Here is a 15,776-nt window from a genome sequence, read left to right as displayed (position 1 = left end):
CTTAGCGCTTGAGCGAAACGAACGCGTCGCGGCCGGCGTAACGCGCGCCGGAGCCCAGCGCCTGCTCGATGCGCAGCAACTGGTTGTACTTGGCGACGCGGTCGCTGCGGCACAGCGAGCCGGTCTTGATCTGCGTGGCGGTGGTGGCCACGGCGATGTCGGCGATGGTGGTGTCTTCGGTTTCGCCCGAGCGGTGCGAGACGATCGAGGCATAGTTGGCCGCATGCGCCATCGCAATGGCTTCCAGCGTCTCGGTCAGCGTGCCGATCTGGTTGACCTTGATCAGGATCGCGTTGGCGGTGCCCGAGTCGATGCCCTGCTTGAAGATCTTCGGGTTGGTGACGAACAGATCGTCGCCGACCAGCTGCACCTTCTTGCCGACGCGGTCGGTGAGCAGCTTCCAGCCGGCCCAGTCGTCCTCGGCCAGGCCGTCTTCGATGCTGATGATCGGGTACTGCGCGACCCAGTCGGCCAGGAAGTCGACGAACTGCTCGCTGGTCAGGCGCTTGTTCTCGCCGACCAGGTTGTACTTGCCGTTGTCGTAGAACTCGCTGGACGCCACGTCCAGGCCCAGCAGCACGTCTTCGCCGGCGGTGTAGCCGGCCTTGCCGATCGCCTCGAGGATGGTGTCCAGCGCTTCGACGTTGCTGCGGAAGTCCGGCGCAAAGCCGCCTTCGTCGCCCACCGCCGTGCTCAGGCCGTGGCCCTTGAGCACCGACTTGAGCGCGTGGAAGATTTCGGTGCCGGCACGCAGCGCTTCGGAGAACGAGCTGCAGCCGACCGGCAGCACCATGAACTCCTGGAAGTCGACGTTGTTGTCGGCATGCGCGCCGCCGTTGATGATGTTCATCATCGGCACCGGCAGTGCCACATCGGACTCGGTGATGGTGGACAGGTACTGCCACAGCGGCTGCTTGCGCGAGGCGGCCACCGCATGCGCGGCGGCCAAAGAAACCCCCAGCAGCGCGTTCGCGCCCAGGCGGCCCTTGTTCTCGGTGCCGTCCAGGTCGATCAGGCGGCGGTCCAGACCCTGCTGGTCGGCCGCGTCAAAGCCCTTGAGCGTCTCGGCGATGGTGCCGTTGACGTTCTGCACCGCATGCAGCACGCCCTTGCCCAGGTAGCGGGTCTTGTCGCCATCGCGCAGTTCCACCGCTTCCTTGGTGCCGGTCGAGGCGCCCGAGGGCACGGCAGCGCGGCCGAACGAGCCGTCGTCCAGCGTGACTTCGGCCTCCAGCGTGGGGTTGCCGCGGGAGTCGAGGATTTCGCGGGCGAGGATCTTGGCGATAGTGGTCATAGGTCGATCGGTTACCAGTAAGGGGGAAGTACACCGGAAACAAGCTGCGGGATTATCGCCGCACACCGGCACATTGCCAAATCGCGTGACGCTGCCGCACGCAACAGGCCGGCAAGCATGCCGCTAGGCCATCAAGCCAAGCAGCGGTAGCCCAGACAGCAGCAGCAAGACCGACAGCGACACCAACGCAAAGATCGCTGCGCCGGATTGGCGAGCCAGCCGCAACGCCAGCGGGCCGGCGATCAGGCAACTTGTGATCGCCACCGCGGCCAGCAGCAGCGTGACCAGCATTGGCACCCGCGTGGCCTGCATGGCATGGTCGCCGTCACCCGGCATGCCGATGCTGGCAGCGACCAGAAACACCATCGCGGCCATGCACGCCCACGCGGCGATCGATGCGACCAGCGCGATCCAGCCCCAGGGCCAGTGGCGCCACTGCCGACGCTGGCGCTGCGACGCGGCCAGCGCCCAGGCATCGGAACTCATGCGAAGCGCGCGAACCCGTGCTTCTTGGTGACGGCATCCAGCTCCATCAGGGTCTCGAGCAGCTCTTCCATGCGGTCCAGCGGCCAGGCGTTGGGGCCATCCGACAAGGCCTTGGACGGGTCCGGATGGGTTTCGGCAAACAGGCCGGAAATGCCCACCGCCACCGCCGCGCGCGCCAGCACCGGCACGAATTCGCGCTGGCCGCCGGAACTGCTGCCCTGCCCGCCCGGCAACTGCACCGAATGGGTGGCATCGAACACCACCGGGCAGCCGGTGTCGCGCATCACGCTCAGCGAGCGCATGTCGCTGACCAGATTGTTGTAGCCGAACGAGGCGCCACGCTCGCAGACCATGATCTGCTCGTTGCCGGTCGACTTGGCCTTGTCGACCACCGGCTTCATGTCCCACGGCGCCAGGAACTGGCCCTTCTTGATGTTGACCGGCTTGCCGGCGGCGCAGACGTTCTTGATGAAATCGGTCTGGCGCACCAGGAAGGCCGGGGTCTGCAGCACGTCGACGACTGCGGCGACCTCGTTCATCGGGGTGTATTCGTGCACGTCGGTCAGCACCGGCACGCCGATCTGCTGTTTCACCGCCTCCAGCACCTTCAGGCCCTCTTCCAGGCCCGGACCGCGGAAGCTGGTGCCGGAGGTGCGGTTGGCCTTGTCGAAGCTCGACTTGAAGATGAAGTTGATCCCCAGCTTGCCGGTGATCTCCTTGAGCTTGCCGGCCACGTCGAGCTGCAGCTGCATCGACTCGATCACGCAGGGGCCGGCGATCAGGAACAACGGCTGATCCAGGCCAACGTCAAAGTCACACAGTTTCATCAGGTCACCTATTGATTAAAGCCCCTCTCCCGTCGGGAGAGGGGCTGGTGTGCGGGTACGGTTGCGAAGCGCTGCTGAAGTGCGATGGTTTGCCCTGGCTGACGCGTGGCGACGCGTTCGTCATGGCTGCCATCTTCCGGTGCGTTGCGACGCCCCTCATCCGGCGCTGCGCGCCAGCTTCTCCCGACGGGAGAAGGAGCGGCTCAGGCACGCGCTTCCTTCAACAACTTCCCGCCCGCCTTCTTCTCGCGCGCAGCGCGCACGAAACCGATGAACAGCGGATGCCCGTCGCGCGGGGTGGACAGGAATTCCGGATGCGCCTGGCAGGCCAGGAACCACGGGTGCGCATCGCGCGGCAGCTCCACCATCTCTACCAGCGTGTCGTCCATCGACTTGCCGGAGATCACCAGGCCGGCGTCTTCCAGCTGGGTGCGGTAGCGGTTGTTGAACTCGTAGCGGTGGCGGTGACGCTCGGCGACCACGTCCTTGCCGTACACCTCGCGCGCCAGCGTGCCCGGCTTGAGCCGCTGCTCCTGCAGACCCAGCCGCATGGTGCCGCCCAGGTCGGACTTCTCGTCGCGCTTTTCCACTTCGCCGGTGGCGGTGCGCCATTCGGTGATCAGGCCGATCACCGGGTGTGGCGACTGGCGGTCGTTCTCGGTGCTGTTGGCTGCATCCAGATCTGCCACGTGGCGGGCATAGTCTACCACCGCCGCCTGCATGCCGTAGCAGATGCCGAAGTACGGCACCTTGTGCTCGCGCGCATATTTGGAGGTGAGCACCTTGCCTTCGAAACCACGGTCGCCGAAGCCGCCCGGCACCAGGATGCCGTCGATATCCTGCAGCGCAGCCATGTCACTACCTTCCAGATCCTGCGCTTCCAGCCACTTCAGGTTGACCTTGGTGCGCTGGCGCAGACCTCCGTGGCGCAGCGCTTCGGCCACCGACTTGTAGGCGTCCTGGTGGTCGACGTACTTGCCGACCACCGCAATGGTGACCTCGTCCAGCGGGTGCTTGACCGCATCCACCACCGCAGCCCATTCGGACAGGTCGGGCGCGGCCACCTTGTCGCGCAGCTTGAACTGATCGATGACCAGTTCGTCCAGGCCCTGGCGACGCAGCTCCAGCGGCATGCCGTACAGCACATCGATATCGGGGCAGCTGATCACCGCGCGCTCGGAGACGTTGGTGAACAACGCGATCTTGCGGCGCTCCGAATCCGGTACCGCCTGCTCGGAACGGCACAGCAGCACGTCTGGCTGGATACCGATCGAACGAAGCTCCTTGACCGAATGCTGGGTCGGCTTGGTCTTCAACTCACCGGCGGCGGCGATGTACGGCACCAGGGTGAGGTGCATGAACATGGCCTTTTCAGCACCACGTTCGGTGCGCACCTGGCGAATCGCTTCCAGGAATGGCAGCGACTCGATATCGCCAACGGTGCCGCCGATCTCGATCAGCGCCACGTCGAACCCGGCGGTGGCCTCGTCGATGCAACGGCGGATCTCGTCGGTGATATGCGGGATCACCTGCACGGTGGCGCCCAGGTAATCGCCGCGACGCTCCTTGCGGATCACGTTCTCGTAGATCCGGCCGGTGGTGACCGAGTTCTTGCGCGACAGCCGCGTGCGCACGTAGCGCTCGTAGTGACCCAGATCCAGGTCGGTCTCGGCGCCGTCGTCGGTGACGTAGACCTCGCCATGCTGGAACGGGCTCATCGTGCCCGGGTCCACATTGATGTACGGGTCCAGCTTCATCATCGTGACCTTCAGGCCACGCGCTTCCAGAATGGAGGCAAGCGAAGCGGCGGCAATGCCCTTGCCTAGCGAGGACACTACGCCGCCGGTAACAAAAATCAGGGGGGTCATGGGGCTTGAAGCCTCCCGGAAAGCCATAGTTTAGCGGGTGACGGGCGAATGCCCAAGGGTTGCGTGACGATCATGTCGTCACAGCGGCGAAAAACGTGCTGCGCCTGGCGCGCAAATGCAGACGCCCCGACCAAGGCCGGGGCGTCCGTGTGGCGTTATGCCGTCGCGCGATGGAATCAGCGCGCCGGCTTTTCTTCTTCCTCTTCCTCGCGCGTGGCGGCGTCGGCCTTGGGCTTGTGTGCCGCAGCAGCGGCGCGGCGCTCGGCCTTGCGCTCGGCTTCGGTCTTGGCCTTGGCGTCATCGGCCTTCTGCGCGCTGGCGCCGGCGCCCTGCCCGGTCTGCTGAGGAGCGGCCTGGGCCATGGCAGGAAGCGCGGCTACTGCGGCAGCACCGAGGGTGAGCATCAGGATGTGCTTGAACTTCATGGTGTCCTCCGGGTTCGGTGACATCCTCAGGTGGGGACGTTTGGTTCCGAATCCAACGCCAGGGTATCCAGCCGCACCCCGCCCTGCACTGAACGCCTGTCGCGTGCAAAAAATCGGCCCAACCCCCACACTTGCGCGTCGTTTCACGTGCCAACGAGATGCATGAACACCCGTTATAACGCCGCCGATATTGAAGTGCTGTCGGGCCTGGACCCGGTCAAACGCCGCCCTGGCATGTATACCGACACTGCGCGCCCGAACCATCTGGCGCAGGAAGTGATCGACAACTCAGTCGACGAGGCGCTGGCCGGTCACGCCAGGCAGGTCGAAGTGACCCTGTACAAGGACGGCAGCTGCGAGGTGTCCGACGACGGCCGCGGCATGCCGGTGGACATGCACCCGGAAGAAAAGATTCCCGGTGTCGAGCTGATCCTGACCCGGCTGCATGCCGGCGGCAAGTTCAGCAACCGCAACTACACCTTCTCCGGCGGCCTGCATGGCGTGGGCGTGAGCGTGGTCAATGCGCTGTCGACCAAGGTCGAGCTGTTCATCAAGCGCGAAGGCAGCGAACACCGCATGGAGTTCCGCGACGGCCACGCCGCCTCCAAGCTGGAAGTGGTCGGCACCGTCGGCAAGAAGAATACCGGCACGCGCCTGCGCTTCTGGGCCGATCCGAAGTACTTCGACACGCCCAAGTTCAACGTGCGCGCGTTGCGTCATCTGCTGCGCGCCAAGGCGGTGCTGTGCCCGGGCCTGACCGTGAAGCTGCACGACGAGGCCACCGGCGAGCAGGACAGCTGGTACTTCGAGAACGGCCTGCGCGACTACCTCAAGGGCGAGATGGCCGCGCACGAGATGCTGCCGGCCGACCTGTTCGTGGGCAGCCTGAAGAAGGACACCGAAATCGTCGACTGGGCAGCGGCCTGGGTACCGGAAGGCGAACTGGTGCAGGAAAGCTACGTCAACCTGATCCCGACCGCGCAGCACGGCACCCACGTCAACGGCCTGCGTTCGGGCCTGACCGATGCGTTGCGCGAGTTTTGCGACTTCCGCAACCTGCTGCCGCGCGGGGTCAAGCTGGCGCCGGAAGACGTATGGGACCGGGTCACCTTCGTGCTCAGCCTGAAGATGACCGACCCGCAGTTCTCCGGGCAGACCAAGGAACGCCTGTCCTCGCGCCAGGCCGCCGGCTTCATCGAAGGCGCCGCGCACGATGCCTTCAGCCTGTATCTGAATCAGAACGTGGAGATCGGCGAGAAGATCGCGCAGATCGCCATCGACCGCGCCAGTGCGCGCCTGAAGACCGAAAAGCAGATTGTCCGCAAGAAGGTCACCCAGGGCCCGGCCCTGCCCGGCAAGCTGGCCGACTGCATCAGCCAGGATCTGTCGCGTACCGAACTGTTCCTGGTCGAGGGCGACTCGGCCGGCGGCTCGGCCAAGCAGGCCCGCGACAAGGACTTCCAGGCGATCCTGCCGCTGCGCGGCAAGATCCTCAACACCTGGGAAGTGGCATCGGGCAGCGTGCTTGCCTCCGAGGAAGTGCACAACCTGGCGATCGCGATCGGCTGCGACCCGGGCAAGGACGACATCACCGGGCTGCGTTACGGCAAGGTAGTGATCCTGGCCGATGCGGACTCCGACGGCCTGCATATCGCCACCTTGCTGACCGCGCTGTTCCTGCAGCATTTCCCGGCGCTGGTCGCGGCCGGCCACGTATTCGTGGCGATGCCGCCGCTGTTCCGCGTGGACGTGGGCAAGCAGGTGTTCTACGCGCTGGACGAAGAGGAAAAGACCACGCTGCTGGACAAGATCGCGCGCGAGAAGCTCAAGGGCCAGGTCAGCGTCACCCGCTTCAAGGGCCTGGGCGAGATGAATCCGCAACAGCTGCGCGAATCGACCATCCACCCGGATACGCGTCGCCTGGTGCAGCTGACCATCGACGATGGCGAACAGACCCGCTCGCTGATGGACATGCTGCTGGCGAAAAAGCGCGCCGGCGATCGCAAGCAGTGGCTGGAGACCAAGGGCGATCTGGCGTCGCTGGAGGTTTGAGTTCGCTGAAAGTCTGAAAACACCAAGCAGCGAAAGCTTCGCCCCCCAGCGGGGCGAGAAGGCACTGCGTGCGCAGGTCTCTTCGAGCGCCCGCGCTGCCAGCCCGGGCCGGGGGTGCGAAGCGGAAGTTGGGGTGAGGGTGAAGCCGATCCCCACCCTTCGGCTCAGACGGCTGCCTGCAGCGGCACATGCTGCTTCTAGCCAGGCAGGCCACGTCGGCCAACGCGACACACATGCCTTTGTGCACATCCATCCGACGCCATCGGCGGCCTAGCATCGTCGCTCCCTGCCGAATCTCCGATGCTCATGCCCTGCTTCCTCCGTGCCAGCCTGCTGGCCTGCGTCCTGCTCAGCGGAACCGCGCTGGCCGACGCGCCCGACAAGAACGCTGCAAAAACCGACACCAAGGCCGATACCGCCGTCGCCAAACCCGCGCCACTGCCGGCCGATGCCAGCGTGCGGCAAAGCACCCGCATGGGTGGGCGCACGCTGAGTTACACCGCAACCGTCGGCACTCTGCCGGTGCGCGATGCGCAGGGCAAGACCACCGGCGAGGTGGTGTTCACCGCCTACACCGTCGATGGCAAGGACCGCCCGGTGACCTTCGCGCTGAATGGCGGCCCCGGTGCGTCGTCGGTGTATCTGAACATGGGCGCGATCGGACCCAAGGTGGTCGGTTTCGGCGCCGAAGGCGACAGCGCCTCCGCGCCGGCGGCGCTGCGCGATAACCCCGGCACCTGGCTGGACTTCACCGACCTGGTGTTCATCGACCCGGTCGGCACCGGCTTCAGCCGCGCCCTGATCGGCGACGACGAGGCCAAGAAACAGTTCTACAACCCGCAGGCCGACGTGGAATATCTCTCGCGTGTGGTCTACGACTGGCTGCTGAAGAACCGCCGCCTGCAGGCACGCAAGTACCTGGTCGGCGAAAGCTACGGCGGCTTCCGCGGCCCGCGCATCACCCAGTACCTGCAGACCCGGTTGGGCGTGGCGATGAACGGCGTGGTGCTGGTGTCGCCGTATCTCAATCCCACCCTCGACGACAACAGCGATGTGTCGCCGCTGGCCTGGATGATGACGCTGCCCTCGATCGCCGCCGCACACCTGGAACGCCAGGGCCAGCTCAGCGACACGGCGATGCGCCAGGTGATCGATTACACCCGCGGCGACTACGCGGTGGCGCTGATGAAGGGCCGTACCGACCCGCAGGCGACCGAGGCGATGCTGCAGCAAGTCACCCGCATGACCGGGCTGGACGCGACCTATGTGCGCCGCTCCGGCGGGCGCCTGGAAACCCAGGCCTACCTGCGCGAGGTATTCCGCGACAAGGGCGAGCTGGGCAGCCGCTACGACGCCAACGTGACCGCGTTCGACCCCTTCCCCAACGATCCCGAGCAGCGCGCCAACGACCCGCTGCTGGACAGCATCATCGCGCCGACCACCACCGCGATGGTGGACTTCGTCACCCGCGTGGTTGGCTGGAAGGTCGATGCGCGTTATCAGGCGCTCAATTACGACGTCAACACGCTATGGGACTGGAACGACGAACTGCGCAAGGGCGCGGTCACCCAGCTGCGCCAGTCGGTGGCGATCGACCCCAAGCTGCGCGTATTGATCGCGCATGGCTGGAACGACCTCTCCTGCCCGTTCATGGGCTCGGTGCTGACGGTGGACCAGATGCCGACGATGGGCAGCGACCCCAAGCGCGTGCAGGTGCGCGAATATCCCGGCGGCCACATGTTCTACAACCGCGCCGACAGCCAGGCCGCGTTCCGCAACGACGTCAAGACGATGTACGAAACCCGCTGAGCACCACCATCGCCGGCCGCACACGCGGCGGGCGATGCATTACGCCAGCCGCAAGTAAATGCGCAACTAGCCGCGCTGCCACCAAGCAGCGCAATCCCCTTACCCCCGTTAATCCGGAGCGGCAAGCGCTGTCGGACGCTGATCAGCCGCACATATCAGGCAGCGCATCAGCTGCTACGAATCCCGAATCCCGAATCACCATTCCCGATTCCCCATTCCCGATTCCCGATTCCCGATTCACAACGCCCCAGCCCGAACAGCCTCCACATTCCACCCCAGCCACTCGTAAACCCGATAGCGCGCAATGCCCAGGTACTCGTGCAAGGCGACATCGGCCACGGTGAAGTTATAGCTCTGCGGCAACCACGCCCAGGACGCGGTCAACCAGTCCGAGCGCACCGGCGTGGCGTCGATGCCGAAGTGGCGGAAGTACAGCTCGGCACGCCGCAGATGTGTGGCCGAGGACACCAGCACGACCCGCTCGGGGCGGTACTGGCGCAGTAAGGGCTGACTGAACTGCGCGTTCTGCCAGGTGTTCATGCTGGACGGCTCCATGATCAGATCGGCCTGCGCGATGCCCAGCCCGATCAGCACCTTTCGATACACCACCGCCTCGGACAGGCCCAGCCCGCGCGCGTCGCCGCCACTGATCTCGATCTTGCAGTCGCCGCCATGCGCACGGCACTGCCGGTACAGCCGCGCCGACTCGACGATGCGGCCATAGGCGAACATGTTGGCCTCGGCGGTGGCGTCGGGGCCATCCGGCCGCACCGTGCCCGCGCCCAGCAGCACGATCATGTTGCGCGCGCGCCAGTCGTTGAAATCGTTGACGCCGGTCTGCTGCAGCCCGTGCAGCATCCAGCTCGCCAACGGGCCGCAGCCCACCAGCAGCAGCAACGCCAATGTGGCCGCCGCCAGCGCACGCGCGCTGCGCGGCCAGCGCCGGCGGCCGATCAGCCAGGACAGCAAGAACAGCACGCACACCAGCGCAAGCATCATCGGCGCGTTTCCTCAGGCAGGACGCGTTGGCACATCAGGGTCGAACAGGGGGCCTGTAGGGCACGCCGCGGTTGGCGCGCATGCTCGCCCACCGAGGTGACCACAGCGCGACATCGCTCAGGTCCAGCCGAACCATTCGAAGCAGCGCAGGATCAGATACGCCACTCCGCCGGCGGCCGGGATGGTCAGAATCCAGGCCCAGACGATGCGCTCGATCACGCCCAGCCGCAGCGAGCGCGGGTTCTTGGCAAAGCCCACACCCATGATCGCGGTGGAAATGCTGTGCGTGGTGGACACCGGCATGCCGAAGTGCGCGGCCACGGTCAGCACGGTGGCCGAGCTGGTTTCTGCGGCAAAGCCGTGGATGGGATGCAGCTTGACCATCTTGTGGCCGAGCGTCTTGATGATCTTCCAGCCGCCCGAGGCGGTGCCGGCGGCCATCACCACCGCACAGGTCAGCACGATACACATCGGAATACCGGCGCCCGCAGCCAGGCCGGTGCCCGGATGCAGGAACGACAGCCAGCTCGGCAGATCGTCCAGCGCACCGGCCGACTGCGCGCCGATCAGGGTCATGGCGATGATGCCCATGGTCTTCTGCGCGTCGTTATGGCCGTGGGCATAGCCCATGTAGGCGGCCGAGGCGATCTGCGCCTTGCCGAAGAACGCATTGACCCAGCGCGGACGCGCCAGCCGCCCGATCGGCCCGCCCAGCCGGGCCATGCCGGCGATGATCGCCCACAGCAGCAGCATCACCACGATACCGAGCAGGAAGCCGGCGATCGGCGAGGTGATCATCGGCACGAACACCTTCCACAACAGGCCCTTGTTCTTGGCCCAGTTGCCGATGTTTTCGGACCAGATCAAGGCGTTCCAGTTGTTGTGCGCGGCCGCCAGGCCGGCGCCGCACAGCCCGCCGATCAAGGCGTGCGAGGACGACGACGGCAGGCCCTTCCACCAGGTGATCAGGTTCCAGATGATGCCGCCCAGCAGCGCGCACAGGATCACTTGCGGGGTGACTTCGACCACCTCGGTGTTGAGCAGGCCGGAGGCGATCGTCAATGCCACTGCGGTGCCGGTGAGCGCGCCGATCAGGTTCATGCCGGCGGCCAGCATCACCGCCCAGCCCGGCGACAGCACCTTGGTGGCGACCACCGTGGCGATGGAGTTGGCGGTGTCGTGGAAGCCGTTGATGAACTCGAACACCAACGCCGCCAGGATCACCACCATAACTAGGGTAAGCACGCGGCGACCTCAGCTGTTCTTCAATACGATCTGGTACACCACCACCCCTGCCTCGCGGCAACGGTCGATGGCCTTCTCCAGAATCTCGAAGAATTCCTTGAGCAGGAACATCTGCAGCGTGTCCAGGCGACCGGAATAGATGTCGCGGTACAGCTCGAGCATCAGCCGGTCGGCCTCGTTTTCCAGCATGCGCAGCTTGTCGTTGAGCGCGGTCATGCGATCGATGTTCATCTGCGGCAGGTCGGCCACCATCTCCACCACCACCGCGGCGGCCTGCTCCAGCATCGCCGCGCGCGGGGCGAAGTCGATGTGCTCCAGATGCTTGGTGGCCAGCGAGTAGCGGTCGGCGAACTTCTCGACCTGCTTGGGAATCTTGTACAGCGCCGAGCCCAGCGCTTCGATGTCCTCGCGCTCGATCGGGGTCATGAAGCTGTCCACCAGCGCCTGGCCGATCTTGTCCGAGGCGGCGCGTTCGCGCAGGCGGGCCAGCTTGAAGGCGTCCAGCGCGGGTTGGCGGTCGGACGTGCGCATCATGGCGTGCAAGGCCTTGGTGCTGTCGTAGGCGGCCTGCGCCGCTTCGTTCAGAAGCGCATAGAACTGCTTGCCGGAGCCGAAGATGGTCTGCAACGAGAACATGGGTGGAAAACTTCCTGCCGTCGAGGGAGAGACGGACGCCAAGCGCGAATTATGACCGTTCCATGACCTGTCTGGGTATCTCGGCGGCGTAGGCGGCCTTCACATCGGCATTTCCCGGCTCGAACCACCCTGTGGTTTGCTAACATGCTCCCGCGCCCTCGGGTGCACCCTATGGAAGACGACCCTATATTCCCCCGTTGCCGCCCCGCCCCCGTGCGCGCCGGCCAACCCAGTGCTCGCCCGCCCTCCCCTTCACTGACCGGGGAAGACGCCCGTGGTTGAGTTTCTGATCGTCATCGCGCTGATCCTGTTGAACGGCTTCTTCGCGATGTCGGAAATGTCCCTGATGACCTCGCGCAAGAGCCGGCTGAAGCAGATGGCCGGCTCCAGCAAGCGCGCCGCCCGCGCCCTGGCGCTGGCCGAAAGCCCGGAAAACTTCCTGTCCACGGTGCAGATCGGCATCACCCTGATCGGCATCCTCACCGGCGTGTTCGGTGGCGAGGCGATCGGCGAGGCCATCAGCAGCTGGCTGCAGGGGCTGTTCCCGGCGCTGTCGGCCTCGTTCGAGCTGGTCGGCAAGCCGCGCCCGTATTCGGTGGTGATCGGCAGCACGCTGGCGGTGGCCCTGATCACCTTCCTGACGCTGATCTTCGGCGAGCTGGTGCCCAAGCGGCTGGCGCTGCGCAACTCCGAGGACATCGCCGGGGTGGTCGCGGTGCCGATGGCGTGGCTGGCAAAGATCGCCGCGCCCGGCGTGTGGGTGCTGGCGCGCTCGACCCGGCTGGTGCTGCGCATGCTCGGCATGGGCAAGGACGAATCGGCATCGGTGACCGAAGAGGAGATCCGCATGCTGGTGGCCGAAAGCCACGAGGCCGGCGTGATCGATGCGCACGAGCGCGACATGATGAACCGCGTGATGCGACTGGGCGACCGCACCGCCGACAGCCTGATGACGCCACGCAACCGCATCGCCTGGCTGGATGCCAACGCCGAGCCGGAACGCAATCTGCTGGTGATGCGCGAACACGAATTCTCGCGTTATCCGGTCTACCGCGGCAGCGACCAGGACATCGCCGGGGTGCTGGAGGTCAAGTCGCTGGTCACGCGCATGGACGGACACGGCGCGCAGCTGTTCCAGGCGCTGCGCGACACCTTGTTCGTGTCTGAATCCACGCATGCGATGAAGCTGCTGGAGATCTTCCGCGAAGAACAGCAGTCGATGGCGCTGGTGGTGGACGAATACGGCGAAATCCGTGGGCTGGTGACCATCAGCGACCTGATGGGCGCGGTGGTCGGCCGCCTGCAGGCGGTGGAAAACACCGACGAGGATGCGCTGGTGGTCACGCGCGCCGACGGCTCGCTGCTGATCGACGGCTCATTGCCGGTGGAGGAACTGCGCGAAGTGCTGGGCGCCGAACTGCCGGAGGCCGACGAAGGCGACTACCACACGCTCGCCGGCCTGTGCATCTACTACTTCGGGCGCATTCCGCAGGCGGGCGAATTCTTCGATTGGGCCGGCTGGCGCATCGAGATCGTCGATCTGGATGGCGCACGCGTGGACAAGCTGCTGCTGAGCCGCGTCAGCGACGAGGGCAGCGATGACATCGTCGGATAACCGCGTCCCGCCATCGGATGGAGCGGACGGCGCGCAGATGCGCTATCGCAACGAAGGCATCCGTAGCCTGCTGGCGGCCTTCAGCGAGGGCGATCCGGAGCATGTGCTGCGGGTGCGCGAGATCCTGGCCGATCTGCAGCAGAGCGCATTCGGGGTATTCCTGTTCCTGGCGATCCTGCCGTCGTTCATTCCGATTCCCGGCCTGGCCGGCGGCATCAGTGGCCCGCTGACGGTATTGATCGGGCTGCAGATGATGTGCTGCCTGCGCAAGCCATGGGTGCCGCGTTTCATCGGCGATCGCGGGCCTCGCCGCAGTACCAGCCAGCGTTTCGTCGCACGGCTTGCGCCGACGTTGCAGCGCCTGGACCGGCTGCTCAAGCCGCGCCTGCACGGCATGCTGGACCGGATGCCGGCGCAGATGGTCACCGGCGTGCTGCTGGTGCTGGTCGGCATCCTGCTGACGCTGCCGATTCCATTCACCAACTACATCTTCGGGCTGATCCTGCTGCTGTTTGCGCTGGCCCTGCTCGAGCGCGACGGCGCATTGCTGCTGGTGGGCTGGGCCGCTGCGCTGATCTCGGTGGCGGTGTTCGGCGTCACCTCGGATCAGTTGCTGGACCTGATCCGCGGTTGGTGGCCGGCCGCCTGGCGCTGAGCACGCGACGGCCGGCGCACCTGGAGCGCAGTTACTTCAGATCGACCACGCGGTTGTCCGACAGGCTGCCGGTATCGTCGGTCACGGCCGTCATCACGAAATACAGTGCCTTGCCGAGCAGCCCGCTCGGGCCATCCCAGTACTCGGCCGATTCGGCGCGCACATGGATCAGGCGCAGGTTCGGGTCGTCCTTGCCACCTGGGAAGAACACCTTCATCGCCGGCGACCACAGCTGCTCGATCTTGGCGCGGTCATCGACCACGCGTGCGGTACCGGCGACCGAGACGTAGCTGTTCTTCGAGGCCGAGGCATAGGCCACGTTGACGCGCGGATCGGCGGCAATTTCGGCCACCTTCGGGCTGTCGGCGGCGGTGGCGAACCACAGGTCGCCATCGAATTCGACTTCCTGCGTTCCCAACGGCCGGCTCACCAACTTGCCGTCGGCCGAGACGGTCGTGAACATCGCGATGTCCACGCCGCGGATCAATTCCGCCAACTGCTTGATGCTCTCGCTGCGTTCCTGAAATTGCATGCTGGTGTTCCCAATGGAGGTGCATGCATCTGAGCGGATCGCCGCGCAAAGCGACGTGAATCACACAGGAGTCACGTCCAGCTCGCGGCAGGCCATGGCGGCGATTTCGAACGAACGCAAACGCGCGGCATGGTCGTAGATGTTGGCGGTGAACAGCAGTTCGTCCGGGGTGTGGCGCTCGATGAACTCGGCCACGCCCCGCGCGATCTGCTCGGCATCGCCCAGCACCGTGCATGCCAACGCACGCTCCACGCCGGCACGCTCGTGCGGCTGCCAGAAGCTGTCGATATCGTCGATCGGCGCGGGAATCTTGCCCGGCTTGCCGCGGCGCAGGTTGACGAAGCTCTGCTGCTGGGTGGTGAACAGGCGGCGTGCCTGCGCTTCGGTCTCTGCAGCCACCACATTTAAGGCCAGCATCACGTGCGGCTTGGCCAACTGCGCGGACGGACGGAACTCGCGGCGGTAGATCGCCACCGCCTCGTCCATCGCATCGGGCGCAAAATGCGAGGCGAACGCGAACGACAAGCCCATCGCCGCGGCCAGCCGCGCACTGAACAGGCTGGAACCCAGCAGCCACACCGGCACGTCGAGACCACCCCCCGGCACCGCCTGCACCAGTTGCCCCGGCACCACCGGCGCGAAGTAGCGCAACAGCTCGGCCACGTCCTGCGGGAAATGGTCGGCGCTGTCGAAATAGCGACGCAGGGCGCGCGCGGTCGGCTGGTCGGTGCCGGGCGCACGGCCCAGGCCCAGGTCGATGCGCTGCGGATACAGCGAGGCCAGCGTGCCGAACTGTTCGGCCACCTGCAGCGGCGCATGGTTGGGCAGCATGATGCCGCCGGCGCCGACGCGGATGGTCTTGGTGCCGCCGGCGACATGGCCGATCAGCACCGCGGTGGCGGCGCTGGCGATGCCCGGCATGTTGTGGTGCTCGGCCAGCCAGTAACGCTGGTAGCCCCAGCGCTCGGCGTGCTGGGCCAGATCGAGCATGTTGGCGAAGGCGTGGGTGGTGTCGCTGCCTTCGCAGACCGGCGCCAGGTCGAGCACGGAAATGGGCGTCATCGGATGACTCCGGGGAATGAGTGATGTGCAAGAGATGGGGCTGGCCAGGCGGCTTTGCCACCTGCCCAGGTGGCGCTGGGGGGATTACAGCATTCCAGTGGTCAAACAACGGGAGGATCTGCAGCTGGGCACTGCCCCGCTCCGTGCCCGGGCCCGCGCCTTGTTGGACGGGTGCTGCAATGCAGGGCGACGATGGCGCGCAAGCCACACATTCGCCGCGGAGGGAGGGATATCAGGCCATGCGCGATGGCTGTGGGGTGTCTTGCGCTCG

Annotated in this window: 14 protein-coding genes; 4 read left to right on the top strand and 10 right to left on the bottom strand. The window is 65.9% G+C overall.

What is annotated here, in order from left to right; all coding sequences use genetic code 11:
• Position 1: 1 nt before the first annotated feature.
• The 5 genes from eno to ACCQ04_RS08560 form a co-directional block, all read right to left on the bottom strand.
• Positions 2-1,294 (bottom strand): phosphopyruvate hydratase, encoded by a 1,293-nt coding sequence (eno, locus tag ACCQ04_RS08580; protein ID WP_016904017.1) that lies wholly within the window; start codon positions 1,292-1,294, stop codon positions 2-4.
• A 123-nt stretch (positions 1,295-1,417) separates the two neighbouring features.
• Positions 1,418-1,780 carry a hypothetical protein gene (locus tag ACCQ04_RS08575; RefSeq protein WP_226426430.1) on the bottom strand — a complete coding sequence of 121 codons (363 nt, stop codon included), beginning with the start codon at positions 1,778-1,780 and terminating at the stop codon, positions 1,418-1,420.
• Complete coding sequence (gene kdsA / locus ACCQ04_RS08570; RefSeq protein WP_054592805.1) at positions 1,777-2,607, bottom strand: 3-deoxy-8-phosphooctulonate synthase; 831 nt, start codon at positions 2,605-2,607, stop codon at positions 1,777-1,779. Before kdsA ends, ACCQ04_RS08575 begins: the two co-directional genes overlap by 4 nt.
• A 203-nt stretch (positions 2,608-2,810) precedes the next feature.
• Complete coding sequence (pyrG, locus tag ACCQ04_RS08565; protein ID WP_024939564.1) at positions 2,811-4,475, bottom strand: CTP synthase; 1,665 nt, start codon at positions 4,473-4,475, stop codon at positions 2,811-2,813.
• 176 nt (positions 4,476-4,651) lie between these two features.
• Positions 4,652-4,900 carry a hypothetical protein gene (locus tag ACCQ04_RS08560; RefSeq protein WP_024939563.1) on the bottom strand — a complete coding sequence of 83 codons (249 nt, stop codon included), beginning with the start codon at positions 4,898-4,900 and terminating at the stop codon, positions 4,652-4,654.
• A gap of 162 nt (positions 4,901-5,062) precedes the next feature.
• On the opposite strand from ACCQ04_RS08560, the gene parE reads away from it, so the two are divergent.
• Positions 5,063-6,952, top strand: a complete 1,890-nt coding sequence (gene parE / locus ACCQ04_RS08555; protein ID WP_046342354.1) for a DNA topoisomerase IV subunit B — start codon at positions 5,063-5,065, stop codon at positions 6,950-6,952.
• Positions 6,953-7,258: 306 nt separating this feature from the next.
• Entirely contained in the window at positions 7,259-8,761 is a 1,503-nt protein-coding gene (locus ACCQ04_RS08550; RefSeq protein WP_226426431.1) for a S10 family peptidase, read from the top strand.
• 237 nt (positions 8,762-8,998) lie between these two features.
• On the opposite strand, the gene ACCQ04_RS08545 is transcribed toward ACCQ04_RS08550, so the two are convergent.
• From ACCQ04_RS08545 to ACCQ04_RS08535, 3 genes are all read right to left on the bottom strand, one after another.
• Positions 8,999-9,760, bottom strand: a complete 762-nt coding sequence (locus ACCQ04_RS08545; RefSeq protein ID WP_372358741.1) for a YdcF family protein — start codon at positions 9,758-9,760, stop codon at positions 8,999-9,001.
• A 117-nt stretch (positions 9,761-9,877) separates the two neighbouring features.
• A complete protein-coding gene (locus ACCQ04_RS08540) occupies positions 9,878-11,005 on the bottom strand; it encodes an inorganic phosphate transporter (protein ID WP_372358740.1) in 1,128 nt (375 codons plus the stop codon).
• A gap of 9 nt (positions 11,006-11,014) precedes the next feature.
• Positions 11,015-11,641 carry a DUF47 domain-containing protein gene (locus tag ACCQ04_RS08535; protein ID WP_016902066.1) on the bottom strand — a complete coding sequence of 209 codons (627 nt, stop codon included), beginning with the start codon at positions 11,639-11,641 and terminating at the stop codon, positions 11,015-11,017.
• A 274-nt stretch (positions 11,642-11,915) separates the two neighbouring features.
• Here ACCQ04_RS08535 and ACCQ04_RS08530 point away from each other — a divergent pair, with 274 nt between their 5' ends.
• Both ACCQ04_RS08530 and ACCQ04_RS08525 read left to right on the top strand, forming a co-directional pair.
• Positions 11,916-13,256 (top strand): hemolysin family protein, encoded by a 1,341-nt coding sequence (locus tag ACCQ04_RS08530; RefSeq protein WP_016902067.1) that lies wholly within the window; start codon positions 11,916-11,918, stop codon positions 13,254-13,256.
• Positions 13,240-13,911, top strand: a complete 672-nt coding sequence (locus ACCQ04_RS08525) for an exopolysaccharide biosynthesis protein (protein ID WP_046342352.1) — start codon at positions 13,240-13,242, stop codon at positions 13,909-13,911. The genes ACCQ04_RS08530 and ACCQ04_RS08525 overlap by 17 nt, the downstream gene beginning before the upstream one ends.
• A 31-nt stretch (positions 13,912-13,942) precedes the next feature.
• Here the strand turns inward: ACCQ04_RS08525 and ACCQ04_RS08520 are convergent, their stop codons facing one another.
• Positions 13,943-14,443: a pyridoxamine 5'-phosphate oxidase family protein gene (locus tag ACCQ04_RS08520; RefSeq protein ID WP_016902069.1), complete on the bottom strand. Its 501-nt coding sequence runs from the start codon at positions 14,441-14,443 to the stop codon at positions 13,943-13,945.
• Between the two features lie 60 nt (positions 14,444-14,503).
• Positions 14,504-15,505: an LLM class flavin-dependent oxidoreductase gene (locus ACCQ04_RS08515; RefSeq protein ID WP_372358739.1), complete on the bottom strand. Its 1,002-nt coding sequence runs from the start codon at positions 15,503-15,505 to the stop codon at positions 14,504-14,506.
• Positions 15,506-15,776 lie beyond the last annotated feature (271 nt).

The organism is Xanthomonas sp. NCPPB 2866 (genome assembly GCF_041475745.2).
Classification (GTDB): domain Bacteria; phylum Pseudomonadota; class Gammaproteobacteria; order Xanthomonadales; family Xanthomonadaceae; genus Xanthomonas; species Xanthomonas arboricola.
The sequence above is the reverse complement of the archived record's forward strand: the minus strand, read 5'-3'. Positions and strand labels throughout refer to the sequence as shown.